The 21831-nt window shown below is 72.0% G+C and carries 15 protein-coding genes; 7 read left to right on the top strand and 8 right to left on the bottom strand.

The window, feature by feature from the left end; translation table 11 throughout:
- Positions 1–2: 2 nt before the first annotated feature.
- A complete protein-coding gene (locus ACTIF1_RS00805; RefSeq protein ID WP_439594460.1) occupies positions 3–3167 on the bottom strand; it encodes a helicase-related protein in 3165 nt (1054 codons plus the stop codon).
- A 185-nt stretch (positions 3168–3352) separates the two neighbouring features.
- Here ACTIF1_RS00805 and ACTIF1_RS00800 point away from each other — a divergent pair, with 185 nt between their 5' ends.
- Together ACTIF1_RS00800 and ACTIF1_RS00795 are read left to right on the top strand one after the other, a co-directional pair.
- The gene (locus ACTIF1_RS00800) at positions 3353–4429 is read left to right on the top strand and encodes a HAMP domain-containing protein (protein ID WP_439594459.1); all 1077 of its coding nucleotides are present in this window, start codon (positions 3353–3355) and stop codon (positions 4427–4429) included.
- 60 nt (positions 4430–4489) lie between these two features.
- The gene (locus ACTIF1_RS00795) at positions 4490–5647 is read left to right on the top strand and encodes an MFS transporter (RefSeq protein ID WP_439594458.1); all 1158 of its coding nucleotides are present in this window, start codon (positions 4490–4492) and stop codon (positions 5645–5647) included.
- A 6-nt stretch (positions 5648–5653) separates the two neighbouring features.
- On the opposite strand, the gene ACTIF1_RS00790 is transcribed toward ACTIF1_RS00795, so the two are convergent.
- The 3 genes from ACTIF1_RS00790 to acnA all read right to left on the bottom strand — a co-directional run bounded on the left by ACTIF1_RS00790 (position 5654) and on the right by acnA (position 10249).
- Positions 5654–6418, bottom strand: a complete 765-nt coding sequence (locus tag ACTIF1_RS00790) for a metallophosphoesterase family protein (protein ID WP_439594457.1) — start codon at positions 6416–6418, stop codon at positions 5654–5656.
- Positions 6415–7368: a diacylglycerol/lipid kinase family protein gene (locus tag ACTIF1_RS00785; RefSeq protein WP_439594456.1), complete on the bottom strand. Its 954-nt coding sequence runs from the start codon at positions 7366–7368 to the stop codon at positions 6415–6417. The genes ACTIF1_RS00790 and ACTIF1_RS00785 overlap by 4 nt, the downstream gene beginning before the upstream one ends.
- A gap of 184 nt (positions 7369–7552) precedes the next feature.
- Positions 7553–10249: an aconitate hydratase AcnA gene (acnA, locus tag ACTIF1_RS00780; protein WP_439594455.1), complete on the bottom strand. Its 2697-nt coding sequence runs from the start codon at positions 10247–10249 to the stop codon at positions 7553–7555.
- A 235-nt stretch (positions 10250–10484) separates the two neighbouring features.
- On the opposite strand from acnA, the gene ccmA reads away from it, so the two are divergent.
- From ccmA to ACTIF1_RS00765, 3 genes are all read left to right on the top strand, one after another.
- Positions 10485–11105 carry a heme ABC exporter ATP-binding protein CcmA gene (gene ccmA / locus ACTIF1_RS00775; RefSeq protein WP_439594454.1) on the top strand — a complete coding sequence of 207 codons (621 nt, stop codon included), beginning with the start codon at positions 10485–10487 and terminating at the stop codon, positions 11103–11105.
- Entirely contained in the window at positions 11102–11761 is a 660-nt protein-coding gene (gene ccmB / locus ACTIF1_RS00770; protein WP_439594453.1) for a heme exporter protein CcmB, read from the top strand. The genes ccmA and ccmB overlap by 4 nt, the downstream gene beginning before the upstream one ends.
- Before the next feature lie 88 nt (positions 11762–11849).
- A complete protein-coding gene (locus ACTIF1_RS00765; RefSeq protein WP_439594452.1) occupies positions 11850–13427 on the top strand; it encodes an ABC transporter substrate-binding protein in 1578 nt (525 codons plus the stop codon).
- A gap of 12 nt (positions 13428–13439) precedes the next feature.
- On the opposite strand, the gene ACTIF1_RS00760 is transcribed toward ACTIF1_RS00765, so the two are convergent.
- The 3 genes from ACTIF1_RS00760 to trxB form a co-directional block, all read right to left on the bottom strand.
- Complete coding sequence (locus tag ACTIF1_RS00760; protein ID WP_439594451.1) at positions 13440–15920, bottom strand: M10 family metallopeptidase C-terminal domain-containing protein; 2481 nt, start codon at positions 15918–15920, stop codon at positions 13440–13442.
- 369 nt (positions 15921–16289) lie between these two features.
- Positions 16290–17198: a LysR family transcriptional regulator gene (locus tag ACTIF1_RS00755; protein ID WP_439594450.1), complete on the bottom strand. Its 909-nt coding sequence runs from the start codon at positions 17196–17198 to the stop codon at positions 16290–16292.
- A 141-nt stretch (positions 17199–17339) separates the two neighbouring features.
- Positions 17340–18311, bottom strand: coding sequence for a thioredoxin-disulfide reductase (gene trxB / locus ACTIF1_RS00750; RefSeq protein WP_439594449.1), 972 nt, complete (start codon positions 18309–18311; stop codon positions 17340–17342).
- A 188-nt stretch (positions 18312–18499) separates the two neighbouring features.
- On the opposite strand from trxB, the gene ACTIF1_RS00745 reads away from it, so the two are divergent.
- Together ACTIF1_RS00745 and ACTIF1_RS00740 are read left to right on the top strand one after the other, a co-directional pair.
- The gene (locus ACTIF1_RS00745; RefSeq protein ID WP_439594448.1) at positions 18500–18988 is read left to right on the top strand and encodes an Lrp/AsnC family transcriptional regulator; all 489 of its coding nucleotides are present in this window, start codon (positions 18500–18502) and stop codon (positions 18986–18988) included.
- The gene (locus tag ACTIF1_RS00740; protein WP_439594447.1) at positions 18985–20310 is read left to right on the top strand and encodes a hypothetical protein; all 1326 of its coding nucleotides are present in this window, start codon (positions 18985–18987) and stop codon (positions 20308–20310) included. Before ACTIF1_RS00745 ends, ACTIF1_RS00740 begins: the two co-directional genes overlap by 4 nt.
- A gap of 279 nt (positions 20311–20589) precedes the next feature.
- Here ACTIF1_RS00740 and ACTIF1_RS00735 read toward each other — a convergent pair whose 3' ends face one another.
- Entirely contained in the window at positions 20590–21828 is a 1239-nt protein-coding gene (locus tag ACTIF1_RS00735; RefSeq protein ID WP_439594446.1) for a threonine ammonia-lyase, read from the bottom strand.
- Positions 21829–21831 lie beyond the last annotated feature (3 nt).

Here is a 21831-nt window from a genome sequence, read left to right as displayed (position 1 = left end):
GGTCAGTCCTTGCGCAGCTTCAGCTGGGCGAGGACGGCGAAGGGCGAATCGACCTTGGTGGGGCCGGAGGACCATTCGCGCGGCGCGCCCCGATCCCCGCCCCGATCGCCGCCGCGGTCGCGGTCCTGGCGCGGATAGCGGTCGCCGCCGCCCGGCTTGCCGCCGGGCCCGCGATCCTGGCGACCGCCGCGCGGCGGACCGCGATCCTCGCGCCGGCCTTCCTGCGGTGCCGCGCCCTCGGGCCGCGGGGCGCCGGGCGGGCCGCCGCGGCGGGGGCCGTCGAAGCGGGGGCGGTCGCCGCGTGGCGCCTCGGGGCTCGTCTCCGGCGGTGGCGAGACGCCGGGCGGCAGGCCGTCCACGCGCCAGTCGCGGCGCGGGCCGTGATCGACACGCTCCCGCCGCGGCGGGCGAGGGCCGTCGCGGCGCGGGCCCTGCGGGCGGGCGCCCTCGGGGCGGGCCGGGCGCAGCTCGGGCGGGATCGGCGGGCCGAAATAGACGGGGCGCGGGCCTTCGGGACGCTGGCCTTCAGGACGCTGGCCTTCAGGACGGGGCCCGCGCTCCGGCCGCGGCCCCCGCTCGCGCGGCTGGTCGCTGCGCGGCTGCGCCTCGCCCCGGTTCTCGCCGCGCCCGTCGCGGCGCGGGCCGCGCTGGGCCGGGCGGTCCTGCCGCACCACGCTGATGCGCGCCGGCAGCGGCGGGCCGAATTCCCCTTCCGCGAGCGGCGGGGAGGGCATCAGGCGAAAGCCCATCGCCTCCAGCGCCATGGGCAGGGTGTCGCCCTTCACGCCGAGGCGGGAGGCCAGGCCATCCGGCACCGGGGCCGGGGCGCGGCGGGTCAGGTAGCCGAGCTCGCCGGCGATGCGTTCCGCCACGTCGAGGCGCAGCAGCACGCGCCCGGCCGGCAGCCAGCCGGCCATGATGGCGAAGCCTTGCGGCCAGCCTTCCGGCCCGCGCGGCGTATTGGGATCCTCCGGCGCCGGCAGCGGGTTCTCGGGCAGGGTGACGGAGACGAGGCCGGGGTTCGGCAGCAGCGGCGTCGGGATATTGCGGCGCAGCGCCCAGAGCTGCGCGCGCAGGCCCATGGCGCGCGGCTTCAGCACATCCGGCAGGTACATGGCGTAGCGCCCGGCGCGGATGCCGATGGCCTTCAGCCGCGCCCGCAGCTCCGCCGGAATCTCCCGCTCCGTGGCGCCGGGGGCCAGGCCCATGGCCTCGCGCAGCCGGAAGGCGGGGCCGCGCAGGGTATTGTCCTCGGCCGCCTTGGCCTCGATCGCGTCCAGCCCGCCCAGCTCGCGCTTGACCAGGGAGTCGAGCCAGGTGGCGAGGCGCACCCGCACCCGCTCGCGCTGGGCGTTATCCAGGAATTCGGTGGCGATGACGTCGACATGCGGCTTCAGCGGCTCCGGCCCCGGGCGCAGGCGGGCGATCTCGGCCGTGTCCCAGACCACGCGGTGCTGCGGGGTCAGGCTGAAAGCGTCATCCTTCGCCGTCTCCAGGCTGGCGAGGCGGCGCGGGATTTCCTCCCGCAGCGCGCGGCGCGCGGCGCGCAGCACCAAGCGCTTGTCTTCCTCCTTCGTCGCCTCCGGGTCCGGCTGGAAGTGGAAGCCGGTGACCTTGCCGACGGTGTGCCCCTCGACCACCACCTCGCCCTGGCGGGTGACGGCGGAGAGCAGCGTCTCCTCCGTGTCGTCCAGCCGGCGGATCAGATGGGCCGCGCGGCGGTCGACGAAGCGGGCGATCAGGCGCTCATGCAGCGCGTCGGAGACGGCCTCCTCGGCCTTGCGGGCCTCGGCCTGCTGGGTCGCGGCATCGCTGATCCAGTCGGCGCGGGCGGCGATATAGGACCAGATGCGGATATTCGCGAGGCGGGCCATCAGCGTATCGAGGTCGCCCTCGACATTGCCGAGCGAGGCGATGTTCCCCGCCACCCATTCGGTCGGCAGCCGGCCTTCGGTGGCGAGATGCCCGAAGATCTTGGCGCAGAGGCGGGTGTGGCTGTCATCCGCGATCTTGCGGAAATCCGGCACCTGGCAGGCTTCCCAGAGCAGCCGCACCCGGGCGCGGCCGCGCGCCAGCTCGCGGATCTCCGATTCGCGGGAGAGCGCGTTCAGCGTGATGTGGTCGACCGCGTCGTTGCCCTTGGCGAGGCCCGGCGTCGGCGGTGCGGCGGCCAGGCTGTCCAGCAGCCCGTCGATGCTGGCGAAATCCAGGTCCGAATTGCGCCAGGCAATCTGGGCGAGCGGCTCGAAGGCGTGGCCCTCGATCTGCCGGGCCAGTTCCTCCGGCAAGGGAGGGCATTCGGCGGTGGTCCCGAAGGTGCCGTCGCGCATGCCGCGGCCGGCGCGGCCGGCGATCTGCGCGGCCTCCTGCGCATTCAGCGCGCGGATCTGGTGGCCGTCGAACTTCTGGAGGTCGGCGAAGGCGATGTGGTCGACATCCATGTTCAGGCCCATGCCGATGGCATCGGTGGCGACCAGGAAGTCCACTTCGCGATTCTGGTAGAGCGCGACCTGGGCATTGCGGGTGCGCGGCGACATGCGCCCCATCACCACGGCGCAGCCGCCGCGGCGACGGCGGATCGCCTCCGCGATCGCATAGACCTCCGCCGCGCTGAAGGCGACCACCGCGCTGCGTGGCGGCAGTTTCGTCAGCTTGGCCGGCCCGGAATGGGTCAGCTGCGAAAGCCGGGGGCGGGTCTCGATCTCGGCCTGCGGCACCAGGCGCTGCAGCAGCGGCCGGATCGTCTCGGCCCCCAAAAACATCGTCTCGACCATGCCGCGCGCATGCAGCAGGCGATCGGTGAAGATATGGCCGCGATCGGCGTCGGCGCAGAGCTGGATCTCGTCCACCGCCACGAATTCGGCGCGGCGGTCGAGCGGCATCGCTTCCACGGTGCAGGCGAACCAGCGCGCCTCGGGGGGGACGATCTTCTCCTCCCCGGTGATCAGGGCGACGTATTTCTCCCCCTTCGCCGCGACCATGCGGTCGTAGTTCTCGCGCGCCAGCAGGCGTAGCGGGAAGCCGATGATGCCGGAGGCATGCGCCAGCAGGCGGGTGATCGCCAGATGGGTCTTGCCGGTATTGGTCGGGCCGAGCACCGCGCGGACGCGCGGGGCGAACATCTGGCCGTGGGACATGTGATGGTCGGACATATTGGTATTCGGCATGGTCCGTGGGGGCAGTGGTTGCGTGGCACGCCGCCGCGCCCTTGGCAACAGCAGCCCCCCCTCCGGCGGCACCGGCCGCGCTCTCGCGGCGCTTCCTCATTCCGAAAACGAAGCGTTAACCTCCCTGCGCCAGCTTGCGCGCGGTGGCCGCTCCCACTGGGCCACATCCGGGCAGGAGGCCCTGCATGTCCGCCACGTTCCGCCGACCGCTGGACCGCAGCCGCGCCCATGCCGCGGCCCCTCGGCCGCACGAGCCCGAGGAGGGGCAGGGCGGCCGGCTCGCCTGGTGGGGCGGCATCGGGGCGCTCGCGGCCATCGGCCTGGCGGCCACGCTGCTGCTGCCCTGGCCGCGGGCGGAATCGGGCCCGCAGACGGCGCCGCGCGCCAGCGGCGGATCCTCCCTCCTGCAGGCGGCCACGCTGCTCGGCCCGCGGCCGCCGGAACCCGCGACGCTGGGCGGGATGGAGCGTGCGCTGGCGCTGCTCGATCGCGACCTCGCCAATTGGCAGCGGCTGGTGGCGCCCGAAGGGCGCGTCGATCTCGGCGCGCTGCGGGAAAGCGCCGCGCAATTCACCCGCATCAGCAGCGTGCTGCCGCAGGCGGCCGCCGAGCCGGAGGCCCGGCCGGAGGCGCGCCCCGATCCCGGCAGCGACCCCGGCAGCGTGGCGCTGGTGGCCCTGGCCGTGACCCTGGCCGCCGCCACCCTGCTCGCCGGCCTCGGCGCGCTGCTGCTGGAGCGGATGGTGCTGGCCCCCTTCCGCGCCCTGCGCGCCGTCGCCGCGGCGATGGCGGAGGGGCATCTGGGCACGGAAGTGCCCGGCACGGCGCGGGATGACGAGGCGGGCGCCCTGGCCCGCAGCCTGGAACGCTTCCGCCTGCAGGCGCTGGCGCTGCGGACGGAGGCCGAGCGCGACCCGGCCTGCCTCGCCGAGGCCGGTCTGCGCATGGCCGCCGCCGGGCGGCAGCTGGAGCGCCTCTCCGCCTCCGCCGCCGCCCTGGCGCTGGAGGCGACGCTGCGGCCGCCGACCGGGGGGCTGCCGCCGGCGGAGCTGGTGGTGGCCCAGGGGGTGCGCGAACTGGCCCTGCAGGTGGTCGAGCTGCGCGAGGCGGCGGATCGCAGCGTGCAGACCATCGCCCGGATGGTGGAGGTGCTGGAGCCTCCTTCCGGGTCCGCGCCCGGGTCCGCGCCCGATTCGTCCCCCGGGGCGGTGGCCGGACGGCAGCCCGAGTCGCGGCATCTGACCGGCGCCGGCATGCGCTGAACCGTCGGGCAACCGCGCCGGGTGCTTGGCAGCGGGGCGCGGGCGGGCGAGTTTGCGGCGGTGACCCCCGCAAGCCGCTTCGTCCTGCTCTACAGCGCCCAGTTCGTGGTTGTGGGCATCACGCTGCCCTTCCTGCCCTCCGTGCTCGCGGGGCATGGGCTTTCGGCCGAGCAGGTGGGTGTGGCGCTGGCGGTGGGGGCGGGCGTCCGGCTGGTGGCCGGGCCCGCCGGCGGGCGGCTGGCGGATGCGCTGGGGGATGCCAGGGTCCTGCTGGTCGCGGGCTCGGCCCTTGCCGCCCTGGCCGCCTGCGGCTTCCTGCTGCCGGCGGGATTCGGGCTTCTGCTGCTGGTGATGGCGCTGCAGGGTGCGGCCTTCGCGCCGGTGGTGCCGCTGACCGATGCGCTGGCCGTCGCGGCCTCCCGCGCGCCCGCTTCCCCCTTGGGGGGCTTCGATTATGCGCGGGTGCGGGCGGCGGGCAGCATTGCCTTCATGCTGGCGGCGATCGGCGTGGGGCAGGCGGTATCCGCCTTCGGCATCCACGCGGCGGCCTGGCTGCTGGTGGCGGGATTCGTGGCGACCTCGCTGGCCGCGCTGGCGCTGCCCAGGGCGGCCCCGCGCAACAGCCGGGCGGCCGTGCGCGGCTGGGCCGGCTTCTGGGCGCCCTTGCGCATCAAGGCGGTGCGGCGGCTGATGCTGGTCTCCGCGCTGATCCAGGGCAGCCATGCGTTGTATTACGGTTTTGGCACGCTGCACTGGCAGGCGGCGGGGCTCGGCGCCGGGCTGATCGGGGGGCTCTGGGCGGTCGGCGTTCTGGCGGAGGTGGCGCTGTTCCTCTGGGGCAGGGGGCTGGTCGCGCGGCTCGGGCCGGTTGGGCTGTCGCTGGTCGCGGCGGGGGCGGGGGTGCTGCGCTGGGGCGTCACGGCGCTGACGGTGGAGCCCTGGCTGCTGGTGCCGGCGCAGATGCTGCACGCCGCCAGCTTCGGCATGCAGCACCTGGCGACCATGGCGGTACTGGGGCGGGCGGTGCCGCCGGCGGAGGCGGGCACGGCGCAGACCCTGCATGCCTCGCTCGGGGTCGGGCTGTGGATGGGCCTGCTGTCCCTGGCCTGCGGGCCGCTCTATGCGGCGGCGGGGGGCGCGGGCTTCTGGGTGATGGCGGCGCTCTGCGCCCTGGCGGTGCCGGCCAGCCTGGCGCTGGGGGCGGCGCTGCGGCGGTAGGATCGTTCAGGTCGCGGGCAGGTCTTCCCAGCCCGCCCCATGCCAAACCCGCGGCGTGACCCGGGCGCGGCCCTCCTCCACCAGGATGCGGTTATAGGCATTGGGCGTGCCGCGCAGGCGGACGGAGGTGGCGCTGCCGGCCTGGGCGACCACCAGCCCCCCCTCCCGCACCGGCCGCACATCGCCGAGGTGCAGATGCCCGGTCAGCACCAGCCGCACATCATGCCGGGCGAAGGCGGCCAGCGCCGGCTCCGCATTGCCGACCAGCCGGGCGCCCGGCTTCAGCATGGGTGCCAGGAAGGGGTGGTGCGCCACGACGATGCGGAAAAGGCCGGGCGGCAGGGCGGCCAGCCGTCCCTCCGCCGCCGCCAGCCGGCTGCCGGAGACGCGGCCGCGCGCCCAGTTGAGATAGAGCCCGGCGCGGCGGGCCGTGTTCATGCCGACCAGGGCCATCTCCCCATCCTCGAAGACCGGCTCCGTCGCCGGCTGCACATGGCGGCGCCAGCGGCGGTAGGGGTCCGTGAAGCGCTCCACCAGGTTGTAGGGGGACATGTCGTGATTGCCCGGGACGATCAGCCGCGGCGCGGGCAGCGTCTCCAGGAAGGCCATGGCGGCGATGAATTCCTCATGCCGCGCCCCCTGGGTCAGGTCACCCGAGACGGCGATGAGATCTGGTGCCCAGTCGGCCAGCTCCTGCGCGAAGCTGGCGACCACGGCGGGGTCTTCCGCGCCAAAGTGCAGGTCGGACAGATGGGCGATGCGGCGGGTCATGCCCTCAGGTCGGAGGTGAGGTCCGCCGGCGCGGTTTCCGCCGGCGGGTCGGTGGCGGGCGGGCCGGGGACGATGACGCGCAGCGCGCCGGGGTGGATGCGATAGACCAGCGGCGGCGGCAGCAGCAGCGCCTCGCCGTCATTCATCACGCGGATCGCGGTGCGCGCGGAGCCCACCGTCACCTCCTGCGCCGTGCGCTCCTGCACGAGGCGGGAGCCGCGCCAGGTGCCGAGGAACATGCCCGCCATCAGCTTCACCCACCACCATGTGCCGTAGCGACGCGCGACATAGAGCGCGAGTTCCCCGGCATCGAGCCGTGGCCGCGCCATCATCATGTTGAAGCCCTCGGCATAGCGGTTGTTCGCCACCGCCAGCGCCCGGGTCCAGAGCCGCACGCTGCGCCCCTGGCCGAGCCGCACGCTGAGCCGCATCGGCCGGTGCCGCCATTCGGAACGCAGCGCGGCCAGGGCGAAGAGGATCCGCGGCCGCCACCCGGTCTTGCCCCGCCCGCGCTCCCGGTGCCGGCCGAGCCAGGAGGGGCTGCCGAGCACGGAGGAGCAGAGGAAGACATGGCCGTTCACATCGGCCACGTCGATGGCGCGGATGGTGCCGTGGGAGAGGGCGGCCGCCGCGGCCTCCAGCTCCAGCGGAATGCCGAGGTCCTTGGCCAGCATGTTCATGGTGCCGAGCGGCAGGATGCCGAGCGCCGTCTCCTTGCCCATCAGCCGTTCCGCGGCCGCCATGATGGAACCGTCGCCGCCGCCGACCACCACGGCCTGCGCGCCCATCGCCACCGCCTCGTCCAGGCGGGCGAGCAGGCCATCCGCATGCTCCGGCACCAGCACGGCCTCCAGCCCCGCCGCGGCCAGGTGGCGCGCGACCTCGGCCTCGATCGTGTCGCGGCCGAGCGCGGTGCCGGAGGAGGCGTTGATGACGACGGCGACGCGCATGGGGCGGGCGGTGTCTTCGGGTGACGAGAGCGACAGGGCCGGCCTCCAATGCGCGGATGGAACGCTGTCACAGCGGCGGCGACGGGCGAAGGTTCCGAAGCCGCAGTGTTACAACGGCCCCGGATGCAAAAAGGGCGCGGCCCCTGCGGACCGCGCCCTTCCTGTCACCGAGGGTGAAGCCGGCTCACGCCGCCTTCGCCATCCCGCGCAGCACATAATTCAAGATGCCGCCGTTCTTGTAGTACTCGACCTCATCCGCCGTATCGACGCGGCAGAGCAGCTTGGTCTCGTGCTTCGTGCCGTCCGGGCGGTGGATCACCATGCCCACCTCCATGCGCGGGCTCAGCGTCTCGAGGCCCGTCAGGTCGATGATCTCGGCGCCGGTGATGCCCAGCGTCTGGCGGGTCTCGCCATTCTGGAAGACCAGCGGCAGCACGCCCATGCCGACCAGGTTGGAGCGGTGGATGCGCTCGAAGCTCTCGGCGATCACGGCCTTCACGCCGAGCAGGAAGGTGCCCTTGGCCGCCCAGTCGCGGGAGGAGCCGGTGCCGTATTCCTTGCCGCCGAAGATCACCAGCGGCACGCCCTCGGCCTTGTACTTCATCGCCGCGTCGTAGATCGGCAGCACCTCGCCCGAGGGGTGGTGCTTGGTCATGCCGCCCTCGATGCCCGGCACCAGCTCATTGCGAATACGGGTATTCGCAAAGGTGCCGCGCATCATGACTTCATGGTTGCCGCGGCGGGCGCCGTAGCTGTTGAAGTCGTGCTGGCGCACCTGGTGCTGCAGCAGGTAGTCGCCGGCGGGCGAGGTCTTCTTGATGGCACCGGCCGGGGAGATGTGGTCGGTGGTGATGCTGTCGCCGAGCTCGGCCAGCACCCGCGCCCCGGTGATCGGCGGGATCGCGGGGATCTCCATCGTCATGCCGGTGAAATAGGGCGGGTTCTGCACATAGGTGGAGCCGCCGTTCCAGCGATAGGTGTCGCTGTCCGCATCCACGCGGATGGCCTGCCACTGCGCCGGTCCCTTGAAGACGTCGCCGTAGCGTTCCATGAACATTTCGCGGGTGACGGCGGCGTGGACCGTGTCGTTCACCTCCTTCTGCGTCGGCCAGATGTCCTTGAGATAGACGGGCTGGCCGTTGCTGCCGGTGCCGATCGGGTCCTGGGTGATGTTCAGCTTCACCGTGCCGGCCAAGGCATAGGCCACCACCAGCGGCGGGGAGGCCAGGTAGTTGGCGCGGACATTGGCGTGGACGCGGCCCTCGAAATTGCGGTTGCCCGACAGGACCGAGGAGACGACCAGCTTGTTGTCCTCGATGGCCTCCAGGATCGGATCGGCCAGCGGGCCGGAATTGCCGATGCAGGTGGTGCAGCCATAGCCCACGGTCTGGAAGCCGAGCGCATCCAGCTCCGCCGAAAGGCCGGCCTTGTCGAGATACTCGGTGACCACCTGGGAGCCGGGGGCCAGCGAGGTCTTCACCCAGGGCTTCGGCTTCAGGCCGAGCGCGCGCGCCTTCTTCGCCACCAGCCCTGCGGCGACCATGACATAGGGGTTGGAAGTATTGGTGCAGGAGGTGATCGCGGCGATCACCACGTCGCCATGGCCGAGGTCGTAATTGGCCCCCGAGACCGGCACGCGGAGGTCGGCCTTGTCGCCGGGCACGCCCATGGTGCCGGCGGCCAGGTCCTTGCCGAAGCTGGTGGAGACCTGGGTCAGCGGCACGCGGTCCTGCGGGCGCTTCGGGCCGGCCATGGAGGGCTCGACCGTCGACAGGTCCAGCTCCATGACATCGGTGAAGACCGGGTCGGGCGTGTTGGTGTCGCGCCACATGCCCTGCGCCTTGCAGAAGGCCTCGGTCAGCGCGATGCGGTGCTCGTCGCGGCCGGACAGGCGCAGATAGTCGATGGTCATGCGGTCGACCGGGAAGAAGCCGCAGGTGGCGCCGTATTCCGGGGCCATGTTGCCGATCGTCGCACGGTCCGCCAGCGGCAGGTCATCGAGGCCCGCGCCGAAGAATTCGACGAATTTTCCGACCACGCCCTTCTTGCGGAGCATCTGGGTGACCGTGAGGACGAGGTCGGTCGCCGTCACGCCCTCGCGCAGCTTGCCGGTCACCTTGAAGCCGATGACGTCGGGGATCAGCATGGCGATGGGCTGGCCGAGCATGGCGGCCTCCGCCTCGATGCCGCCGACGCCCCAGCCGAGCACGCCCAGGCCGTTCACCATGGTGGTGTGGCTGTCCGTGCCGTAGCAGCTGTCCGGGAACACATAGGTGTCCGGGCCGTCCTGCGAGGTCCAGGCGACCTGGGCCAGATACTCCAGGTTCACCTGGTGGCAGATGCCGGTGCCGGGCGGCACGACGCGGAAGTTCGCGAAGGCGGACTGGCCCCAGCGCAGGAACTCGTAGCGCTCGCCGTTCCGCTCGAACTCGATGTCGACGTTCTTCTGCAGCGCGTCCTTGGTGCCGGAGACGTCGACCATCACCGAGTGGTCGATCACGAGGTCGACGGGCACCAGCGGGTTCACCTTGCGCGGATCGCCGCCGAGGTTGGACAGCGCATCGCGCATCGCGGCCAGGTCCACCACGGCCGGCACACCCGTGAAATCCTGCAGCAGGATGCGGGCGGGGCGGAAGGGAACCTCCTTGGTGGAGGAGCCCTTCTCGAGCCAGCCGATCACGGCCTTGGCGTCGTCCACCGTGTAGCTGCGCCCATCCTCGAAGCGCAGGATATTCTCCAGCAGCACCTTCAGGCTGCAGGGCAGCCGCGCCGGGTCGCCGATGGCAGAAGCAGCCTCGGGCAGGCTGAAATAATGATAGTCCTTGCCGTCCACCTTGAGGGTGCGGCGGGTCTTCAGGCTGTCCTGCCCGATCATCCGCATGGTCCGGGGTCCCCGTTCGCGTGGCGCCGGGTTGGGTGCCACCCCGGAAGCGGGGCGCCTTCCGCCAAGCCTGGCGCGGTTCCGCCGTGCCGCTTTCGCGACCGCAGCAGGCGGCTTAAACCACAGGGGCACGGGGCGGTCCATCCGCTACGAGGCGGTTACGCAGGCTTGTGCGGTGTGATGCGCTTGGCGCATGCCTTAACCCACCTGCGGAGCCTGCCTGCGGGTTGTTTTCGTGCGCGGCGATAGGCTGGGGGGCTTTGGGGTGCTGGAAGCGCGGGATCTGGCCTGCTGGCGGGGCGACCGCGCGATCTTTGCCGGCCTCTCCTTCCAGCTGGAGGCCGGTGGCGCGCTGCTGCTGCTGGGCGCGAACGGTGCGGGAAAATCCAGCCTGCTGCGCCTGCTGGCCGGGCTGATCCCGCCGGCCGAAGGTTGTCTTCAATGGGACGGCGTTGATGCGCTGGCCGATCGCGTCGCCCATGCGGCGCGGTTGCGCTACCTCAGCCACCAGGATGCGCTGAAGCCCAGCCTGACGGCGCGGGAGAACCTGATGTTCTATTCGCGGCTCTGGGGCGGCGATGTGGAAGCGGCGCTGGAGGCGGTGGGCCTGACCGAACTTGCGGAATTGCCGGCCCGCATCCTCTCCTCCGGCCAGAAGCGGCGCCTGGCGCTGGCCCGGCTGGCACTCGCCCCGGCGCGGCTCTGGCTGCTGGACGAGCCGACGGTGGGGCTGGACGCCGCCTCCGTCGCGCGTCTCGGCGGCCTGCTGGCCGCGCATCGGGCGGCGGGCGGCGCGGTCATCGCGGCGACGCACCTGCCATTGCCCCTGCCGGGTGCGCGGGAGCTGGCGCTGTGAGAGGCTTCGGCGCGGTCCTGGGGCGGGAGGTGCGGCTGGCGCTGCGGCATCCGGCGGATACGCTGGCTGCGGTGCTGTTCTTCGTGCTGGTCTGCGCCCTGTTCCCCTTCGGCATCGGGCCTTCGCCCGAAATCCTGGCGCGCATCGCCCCGGGCGCGCTGCTGGCGGCCGCGCTGCTGGCGGCACTGCTGCCGCTGGACCGGCAATTCGGGGCGGAGGCGGAGGATGGGTCGCTGGACCAGCTTCTGCTCTCCGGCCTGCCGCCCTCCGCCCTGGCGGGGGCCAAGGCGCTGGGCCATTGGGTGGTGACCGGCCTGCCGCTGCTGGCGGCCACGCCGATCGCCGCCGCCATGCTGAACCTGCCGGTGGAGGCCTGGGGCACGGCGATGCTGGCGCTGGGCCTGGCCACCGGCGTGCTGTCGCTCTTCGGCACCGCCGGCGCCGCGCTGACGCTGGGGGCGCGGCGCGGCGGCGTGCTGCTGCCGCTGCTGGTGCTGCCGCTGTCCATCCCGGCCGTGATCTTCGGCGCGGCCGCCATCGAGGCGGCGGCGGGCGGCATTTCGCCGCGGCCCTATCTGCTGTTGCTCGGCGCGCTGCTGGCGCTGGCCGCACCGCTGGCGCCGCTGGCCGCGGGGGCGGCGCTGCGGGGGGAATAGGGCACTTCCCTGGTGACAAGCCTCCGTCACCGGGACCAGGATGAGCCCCGAGCGCGCCCCGCCAGATGGACGCGCCGGGAGGTTTCGGATGTCCATCTCGCGTCGCGCCACATTGGCGCTGCTGCCTGCAATGCTCGCCGCGCCGGCCCTGGCGCAGGGTCGCGGCGACCCGGGCACGCTCCGGGTCAAGCTCTTCGGCGACCTGCGCGGGCTCGATCCCTTCATCTCGCCCGAATACATGGCCCGCAACCATGGCTACATGGTCTACGACACGCTCTTCGCGCTGGATTCCAAGCTGCGTCCGCAGCCGCAGATGGTGGAAAGCCACAGCGTCAGCGCCGACCGCCTGGCCTGGGATTTTTCGCTGCGCCCCGGGCTGCGCTTCCATGACGGGGCGCCCGTCACCTCCGAGGATGTGGTGGCCTCGCTTCGCCGTTGGGCGATCCGCGATGGGCATGGCGCGCAGATGCTGGCGGAGGGGAATACCCTCGAGGCCGTGGATGCGCGGCGCTTCCGCCTGGTGATGCAGCGGCCCTGGGGGCTGGTGCTGGATGCGCTGGCCAAACCCTCCGGCCTGCCGGCCTTCATCATGCCGGCGCGCGTGGCGGCCACCCCCATCACCACCCCGATCACCGACCCCACCGGCAGCGGCCCCTATATGCTGCGGCGGGAGGATTGGCGGATGGGCGACCGCACCACCTATCGCCGCAACCCGGACTACCAGCCGCGGGCGGAGGCGCCGGATGGCCTGGCGGGGGGCAAGCACGCGCGGATCGAGCGCGTCGAATGGCTCGTGCTGCCGGATGCGGCGACGGCGCTGAGCGCGCTGCAGACCGGCGAGCTCGACATCTTCGAGGAATGCCCGCCGGATCTGTTCCCGGTGGTGGCGCGCAACCGGAACCTGCGGCTGGCGGCGCAGGATGCCGCCGGCGTGCAGCCGATCTTCCGCATGAACCACGCCGTGCCGCCCTTCGATAACCCGAAACTGCGCCAGGCGATGCGGCTGCTGGTGGACCCCGCGGAGATGATGCCGGCCTATATGACCGAGCGCGACCGCTGGCAGGACTGCCGCAGCTTCTTCCCCTGCGCCTCCCCCTTCCATACCAGCGAGGGCTGGGTGGCGCCCAATGCCGACCTGGCGCGCACCGCCGTGCAGCAATCCGGCTATGACGGCACGCCGGTGGTGGTGCTGGATGCGCAGGACAGCACCATCAGCAGCACCTTTGCCCGTGTCGCGGCGGACCGGCTGCGGCGGGCGGGGATGACGGTGGACCTGCAGGCGATGGACTGGGCGACGCTGGTCACCCGCCGGCTGTCGAAGAACCCGGTGGGGCAGGGCGGCTGGAGCCTCTTCGTCTCGGCCCCCGCAGCGGTGGATCTCATGGACCCGGTCAGCCACATCGCGCTGCGCGCCGCCGGCGCCCGCACCGCTTTGCCCGGCTGGCCCGACGATCCCGAGCTGGAACGCCTGCGCGACGCCTTCGCCTTCGCGCCGACCCAGGAGGACCGCCAGCGCATCGCGCGGGACGTGCAGCTGCGCGCGGTGGAGACGGTGCCCTATCTGCCGATCGGCATGATGAGCCTGGTGCGCGGCCATTCCGCCCGCCTCCAGGGCATCCTGGACGCCGCCATCCCGGTCTATTGGAACATCAGCAAGACCGCCTGAGGGTCGCTCCCGCTACCCCATCAGGCTGCCAGGCGGCGCCAGCAGGAACAGGCTGGCGCTGACCTCGGCCAGGGCGAGGCCCTGGATCACCACCTCATTGCCATTGTCCATCCGCAGCAGCGTGCCGCCCTCGATCCCGCTGAGATCTTCCGCCAGCACGGCGAAGTTGTCGTAATAGGCGGCCAGGCCGATGCGGTCCTCGGCCAGGCTGAAATCGGCGATGGTCAGCCGGCCCTCGCTGCCGCCGGCCCAGGCGAAGATATCGGCGCCGGCGCCGCCCTGCAGGCGGACCTCGCCGCTGCCGCCCACCAGCACGTCATTGCCGGCATCGCCGATCAGCGTGTCGTTGCCGCCCTCGCCCAGCAGCGTATCCGCCCCGGCATCGCCCGCCATGCGGTCGTCGCCCGCGCCGCCGAGGAGCAGGTCCGCGCCCTCTCCGCCGCGCAACGTGTCCCGGCCGCTGCCGCCTTCCAGGCTGTCATCGCCGACGCCGCCGGCCAGCCAGTCATCGCCCGAACCGCCCACCAGCGAATCGGCGCCGGCCCCGCCCAGCACCCGGTCCGCCCCGGCGCCGCCCGAGAGGGTGTCGTCGCCGCCGAGGCCGGACAGCAGGTTGTCCATGGCGCTGCCGCTGATGTCGTTGTCCAGCGCATTGCCGAAGCCCTGCAGGGCGCGGTCGATCAGCACCAGCTCCTCCAGCGCCGCGTCCAGGCGGGTCACATCGAGGCTGGAGATGACGGTGTCCTGCCCCTCCTCCGCCCGTTCCAGAACGCGGTCGCCGGCCTGGTCGATGGCATAGCTGTCATTGCCGGTGCCGCCGGCCATGCGGTCCGCACCCTCGCCGCCCAGCAGCACGTCGTCGCCCGCCCCGCCGAAGAGCAGGTCGTCGCCCGCGCCGCCGGAGAGGAGATCGGCATCCGCCTCCCCGAACAGCCGGTCGATGCCGCCATGGCCGGAGAGCGCGTCATTCCCCGCGCCGCCCACCAGGGTATTGTCGAAGCCATTGCCCTCGATCCGGTTCGCCTCGGCATTGCCCAGGCCGCGCGCGGCACCGGCCGCCTCGGTCAGCAGCAGCACCTCGAAATGCGCGCCGAGCTGCCAGCCGCGGGCGGCGATGACGGTATCGCGGCCGCCGGCGGCCTGCTCCACCACCCGGTCGCCGGACTGGTCGACCAGGTAGGTATCGTCCCCGGCGCCGCCCTCCATCCGATCCGCCCCGGCCCCGCCATCCAGCGTATCGGCGCCCTGCAGGCCGAGCAGCGTATCCGCCCCCGCCGCGCCCGCCAGGCGATTGGCGGCGAGATTGCCGGAGATGCGGTCATCGCCCGTCCCGCCCCAGACATCCTCGATCAACGACCGCGGGTCGTCCTGGTAGAGGAAGGCGTTGTAGAGGCTGCGCTGCGCCCGCCAGGTGCCGGGCTCCTCGCCCAGCGGCGTCAGGTCGGCCAATTGGGCCGGGGAGAGGATGGAGCCCGCGCCGGGGGCCAGGTCGATGCGCAGGTCGTCGGCATAGGCGCGCAGGTCATAGGTGTCCCGGCCGCCGCCATCCCAGATGGTCAGCAGGATGCGGTTGGCCCCCGGCGCGCCCTGGCCGATGCCATTCACCGTCACCTCCCCGGTCAGGGGATCGAAGCGATAGACGGTGTCTCCGGCCTCGGTCGCGTAATTGGCGCCATAGAGGTGCTGCAGCGCGCGGATGTCGTAGGTCATCCAGCTCTGTGGCAGGTCGAAGCCGTCGATCGGGGACTGGTCGTCGACCGAGCCCTCTGGGTGCAGCCGATAGGCCATATTGGTGAATTCGACGCTGTTCCAGGCATCCGGCATGGCGACCACGGTGCCGCCCGCCTGGCCCGGCCCCTGGTGCGGATGCGCCAGGCCCAGCGCATGGCCCAGCTCATGCGTCAGCGTATGCCAGGCGAGGCCCCCCGGCACGGGGTCCAGCACGCCGCCGGGCCCGGTCATGAAATTGGCGAAGCTGAGCCAGACATCACCGCCGCGCACCCCCGGCCCGACCGAGCCGACCCCGCCGCCCCAGGCCTCGTTGCCCGGCGGGAAGGCGAGGCCGAAGGCCTCGGGCAGCCGGTCGGCGAGGCCGAGGCGGAGCGTCGCGCCTGCCACATCCTCGCTGCGCGCCAGGGTCAGCGGGGTGAAGGCGGCGAGCGAGGTCAGGCGCTGCAGCGGCCCCTCCGCCCCCTCGCTCTGGCCGGTCAGGATCAGGTCCATGGCGCGGGCGAGGGATTCGCTGGGCGGCAGGGCGGCCTCGGAAAGGCCCGCCAGGAAGCCATCGCCCCAGGCCGCCTGGTCCGCCGGCAGGGCATAGGACAGGCTGGTGCCGGTCCAGCGGGAGCCGAGCAGCAGGGAATCCAGCGTGGCATCCCCGGTATAGTCGGCGAAGGCCCAGCCGCGCTGGGGCGGCGCGACGAGGCTGGCCGCCAGGTGCTGCGCCGGCTGGTCCTCGGCCCGCAGCCCCGTGCCCGCACAGATCATGCACATGCGCTGGCGCTCCCCCTGCTTTTCAAGCCGGAGGATTAATGAATATCATCGTCCGCGCCAGACGAACGCCGGCTGCGAAATGTCCGGGCGGCCCGGCCAAAAAAAAGGCCGCCAGCCCGTTGGGGTAGCGGCCTAAGTCAAACAGGGAGGCTTCACGTCTGGGAGACGAAGGGGTTCGGGATAACCCGAGTGACCCTGATCCAACGTCGCCGTCGGAACACCCCCTACATAGTGTGCGGTGCGGCATGGCGCATGGGTGAAAAGGCGGTGGCCGCCATGCGTGGGGTGCATGGATAGTTAATACAACCTCGCGGAACACATTGCTCAAGGAAGCGATCGCATTCCGCGATCACGCACCCAGGCGAGGGTTCAGCTCGCGGCCTGCAACCTGGCCGGCATGGCCAGCTCCGCCACGAGGAAGTCGCGGAAGACGGCGACGCGCTTGGAATGGCGCAGCTCCTCCGGATAGACGAAATAGGCCTCGATGCGCGGCGACTTCAGCTCCGGCAGCACCTGCACCAGCCCGTCCAGCTCATCGCCCATGTAGTCGGGCAGGGCGGCGATGCCGAGGCCGCTGCGCACGGCGGCCAGGATGCCCGGCAGGCTGTTCATCTCCAGCACCGCACGGCGCGCGGAGCCTGGGCGGCGCCCGGCCTCCTGCAGCCAGTTCACGGATTCAACCGGCGGACGATAATCGCCATAGACGATCATCCGATGGGCATCGAGATCCTCCGCCCGCATCGGCATGCCGGCAGTCTTCAGGTAGTCGGGCGCGCCGCAGACGCGCCAGCCGAAGGAGCCCAGGTTGCGCTGGATCAGGTCCGGCTGCCGCGGCGGATGCAGGCGGATGGCCACATCGGCCTCCCGCATCGCGAGATCGAGGTCGGCATCGTCCAGCACCACGGTCAGCGTCACATCCGGATGCAGCGCCATGAAGCGACGCAAGCGGGGCGCGAGCCAGACGCTGCCGAAGCCGGTGGTGGTGGTGACCTTCAGGCGGCCGGTGGGCCGCTCGCGGCTCTCGGTCAGCAGCGCCTCGGTCATCGCCAGCTTGGCGAAGACCTCCCGCACCGCGCGGTTCAGGGTCTCGCCCTGCTCGGTCAGGATCAGGCCGCGGGCATGGCGGTGGAACAGCGGGACCTGCAGCGCCTCCTCCAGCGCCTGGATCTGGCGCGAGACGGCGGACTGGGAGAGATTCAGCGTCTCCCCGGCATGGGTGAAGGACCCTGCCTCGGCCACCGCGTGGAAAACGCGCAGCTTATCCCAATCCAACGGCATACCTGCGCCCGATTCCCTGTTCCCGCTGCGTGGCAAGCTGCCATGCGCATCCGTGGTTTGAGTAGCATGTCAGTTGCTGACGAGGCGTTTTTTTCCTGGGAAATGAAGGCCCAGGAGGCAAATGCCGCGCCGCGCCGCGCCTCAGGCCGTCGCGACGTCCACCGCCGGCAGATGCGCCAGGAACTTCTCCGCCTCCAGCGCCGCCATGCAGCCGGTGCCGGCGGCCGTCACCGCCTGGCGATAGATCTTGTCCTGCACGTCGCCCGCGGCGAAGACTCCGGGGACGCTGGTCTGCGTCGTGCCGGGCGTGGTGCGGATATAGCCTTCCTCATCCATGCCGAGCTGGCCCTTGAACAGGGCGGTCGCCGGGTCATGCCCGATCGCCACGAACAGCCCATGCACCGGCAGCTCGCTGGCCTCCCCCGTCTTCAGGTTGCGCAGCGCCAGGGCGCGGGCCACCGCAACGCGTCCGGTCGTATCCGCCAGCACGGCATCGACCGCGGTGTCCCAGATGACGGAGACGTTGGGCCGCTCGAACAGCCGCTTCTGCAGGATCTTCTCCGACCGCAGGCTGTCCCGCCGGTGGATCAGCGTGACGTGGCGCGCCAGGTTGGACAGGTACAGCGCCTCCTCCGTCGCGGAATTGCCGCCACCCACCACGGCCACATCCTTGCCGCGATAGAAGAAGCCATCGCAGGTGGCGCAGGCGGAGACGCCGAAGCCGGACAGCTCCTTCTCCCCCGGAATGCCCAGCCAGCGCGCCTGGGCACCGGTCGCGATCACCAGCGACTCCGCCTCATAGACCGCCCCCGAATCGCCGGTGCAGAGGAAGGGCCGGCGGCCGAGATCCACCTTGGTGATCACGTCCTGGATCACCTGCGCGCCGACATGCGTGGCCTGCGCCTGCATCTGGTCCATCAGCCAGGGCCCCTGGATCGGCTCGGCAAATCCCGGGAAATTCTCCACCTCGGTCGTGATGGTCAGCTGCCCGCCCGGCTGCAGCCCGGCCACCACCAGCGGCTTCAGCCCGGCACGCGCGGCATAGATGGCGGCGGTATAGCCGGCAGGGCCGGCGCCGAGGATCAGCAGGCGGGTGGCAATGGTCTGGGACACGGCGATCGATCCGGCAGGGGAAAACTCTGGGCTGCATATCGGCCGTGCCGGGCGAATGCTCAACCCCGCCGCCGCCACGGCGGCCCCTCCCGCAGGAACTGCCGCGGAATCGACGTGCCGCGTCTTGTAGATCGCGCAGGTCGAAAGGATATTGCGTCGCGAACCCAGGCCGGGACACGACAGACTAAATGATGGACGCAGCTGATCCGGATATCGACGAGGTGGACCGCCACATCCTGGCGGAACTCCAGGCCGATGGCCGGATGACCAATGTGGAACTGGCCCGCCGCGTCGGCCTCTCGGCCCCGCCCTGCCTGCGCCGCGTGCGGCGGCTGGAGGAACAGGGCGTGATCCGCGGCTACCACGCCGACCTCGACCCCCAGGTGCTCGGCTGGGAAATCACCTTCTTCGCCCTGGTCGGCCTGGAGACGCAGAAGCAATCCGTGCTCTCGGCCTTCGAGGCGATGGTCTGCGAATGGCCGGAAGTGCGCGAATGCCACATGATCCGCGGCGGCGGCGACTTCATGCTGCGCCTGGTCGCCCGCGACACGGCGCATGAAAACGCCCTGACCGCGAAACTGACCGACGCGCCCCATGTGCTGCGGGTGCAAACCCTGCAGACCATCCGCACCACCAAGGACGCCTCCGGCGTGCCGGTGGAGGGCCTGCCGGCGTGACTGCGGGCGGCTGGCGGCGACTGGCCGCCATCGGTCTCTGCCTGCTCGCCGGCCCCGGCGCCGCGGCGGAACCACCGCAACCCGCCGCCTGCCCCCCCGGCCTGCCCGAGACCACCCAATGCCTGCGTGGCCGCGACGCCAACGGCGCCCATATCCTGCTGGCCCGCCCCGCCGACTGGAACGGCGGCCTGGTCACCCACATCTTCGGCGGCCCGCGCATGGCCCCGCCCGCCCCCGATACCACCGACGAAGACCTGCTGCGCTACCGCGAATTCCTCGACAATGGCTGGGCCTGGGCCTCCACCAGCCGGCGCCGCGCCGGCTTCGGCATCCGCCGCGCCGCGGAAGACACGCTGGCCGCCCGCCGCATCGCGGAGGAGGCGCTGGGCCCCATCCGCTTCAGCCTGCTGCACGGCCAGTCCTGGGGCGGCGCCGTCGCCGCCAAGACCATCGAAACCCTGAACGAGCCCGACACCGAAGGCCGCCGCCCCTTCCAGGCCGCCCTGCTCACCTCCGGCGTCCTCGCCGGCCCCAGCCGCGCCTACGACATGCGGGTCGACCTGCGCGCCGCCTTCCAGGCGATCTGCGGCACCCACCCCCGCCCCGAGGAACCGCAATACCCCGTCACCCTCGGCCTGCCCCGCGGCAGCCAGATGGCGCGCGACGACCTGATGGCCCGCTACCTGGCCTGCACCGGCGCGGACCTGGCCCCCGAAGCCCGCAGCCCCGCCCAAAGCCAGGCCCTGTCCGACCTGGCCGCCGCCAGCCGCATCCCCGAATGGGCCATCCCCGGCCACCTGGCCTGGGCCACCACCCTCTTCGCCGATATCGCCTGGCAGATGATGGACGGCCGCAGCGCCTTCGGAAACGCCACCGTCCGCTACCGCGGCACCTCCAACGACACGGCCCTCAACGCCCGCATCCCCCGCATCACGCCAGACCCCGAAGCCGCCGCCCGCCTGGCCGCCGACGGCGACCCCACCGGCCAGATCGCCATCCCCGTCCTGACCCTGCACGGCATCGACGACCCAACCGTCTTCGTCGAACACCAATCCGCCTACCGCGATACCCTGACCCGCGCCAACACCGCCCACCTCCTCGTGCAGGTCTTCACGCAGGAAATGGAACACGGAAAACTCTCCGGCCCGATCTACGCCGCCAGCGCCGCCGCACTCCGCGACTGGGCCGAACTCCGCCGCCAACCCACCGCCGCCGACCTCCGCGGCCGCTGCGACACCCTGACCACCCCCGCCACCGGCCCCTGCCGCATCCTGCCCCACTACCACCCCCAACCCTGGCACAGCCGCGTCAACCCACGCTGATCCGGGCGGAGGCTGGATGCGACCATGGGTCTGCGCGGGCGATTTGCAGGGGGCGCTGCCCCCTGCACCCCCGCCAAAGGGACAGTGGTCCCTTTGGGATCCCGTTAAGGGGTAGGCGAGAGGAGGGGCACGGAGCGGGTTTCGGGCGAGGCGGGCGCGCTGCGCCCCTCCTCTCGCCTACCCCTCATCCATGGGTTCGAAGGGGCCACTGCCCCTTCGCGGGAGGGTGCAGGGAGGGCAGCGCCCTCCCTGCAATCAGCGGTGTAACCTAAGGCCGGCTCAGCCCCGCCGGACCACGTAGTCGGCGGCTTGCAGGGCGGCGATGATGGCGTTGCCTTGGGTGCCGTCGCGGACTTCGACCATCAGGTAGAGTTCGGTCGATTGGACGGTGGGGGCGCCGAAGAGTTGTTGGTGGTTCACTTCGATGACGTTGCCGCCGAGGGAGGAGATGCGGCTGGCGATATCGGCCAGGACGCCGGGGCGGTCCGGGATGTCGAAGTGGAGGCGGAGGATTCGGCCGTCGCGCAGGAGTTGGCGGAGCAGGACGTTGGACAGGGCGCGCGCGTCGATATTGCCGCCGCAGAGGGGGATGCCGATGGTGCGGCCGGCGAAGCGTTCCGGGTGGGCCAGCACGGCGGCGAGACCGGCGGCGCCGGCGCCTTCGGCGACGAGTTTGGCGCCTTCGGCCAGCAGGGCGATGGCCTGTTCGACGCTGCGTTCGGGGGCGAGCAGGACTTCGATCTTGTGGCGTTGCAGCCAGGCGAAGGGCACTTCGCCGACGTCGCGCACGGCGATGCCTTCGGCGACGGTGGGGCCGCCGACGGAGACGGGCAGGCCGGCCAGGCGCTGGTGCATGGCCGGGTAGCCTTCGACTTCCACGCCCACCACGGTGATGCCGGGTTTCAGTTCGCGGGCGGCCGCGGCGCAGCCGGTGAGGAGTCCGCCGCCGCCGACGGGCACGACCAGCGTGTCGATCTCCGGGAAGTCTTCCAGCATTTCGAGGGCGGCGGTGCCCTGGCCGGCGATCACGGCGGGGTCGTCATAGGGGTGGACGAAGGTCAGGCCGTGCTTCAGCGCCAGTTCGTGGGCATGGGCGGCGGCTTCGGCCAGGGTTTCGCCGTGCAGCACCACCTGGGCGCCCCAGCCTTCGGTGCGGGTCACCTTGGTGGCGGGGGTGAAGCGCGGCATGACGATGGTGGCGCGGATGCCGGCCAGCGAGGCGTGGCGGGCGACCGCCTGGGCGTGGTTGCCGGCGGACATGGCGATGACGCCGGCGGCGCGTTCGCGGGCGGTCAGCAGTGCGATGCGGTTGGCGGCGCCGCGTTCCTTGAAGGCGCCGGTGGCCTGCAGATTGTCCAGCTTCAGGTGGATGCGCGCGCCCGTGGCGCGGGAGAGGGCGTCGGAGAAGATGGTGGGCGTGCGCAGCACCGCGCCCTGGATGCGGGCGGCGGCGGCGCGGATATCGGCGAGGCCGATCGAGGGGGCCTCGACCGGCTGCAGGCTCGTAACGGGGCTCATGGC

The organism is Falsiroseomonas sp. (assembly GCF_051860665.1).
Classification (GTDB): Bacteria; Pseudomonadota; Alphaproteobacteria; order Acetobacterales; family Acetobacteraceae; genus Falsiroseomonas.
Note: the sequence above shows the minus strand (reverse complement) of the source record. Positions and strands in the feature narration are given on the sequence as shown.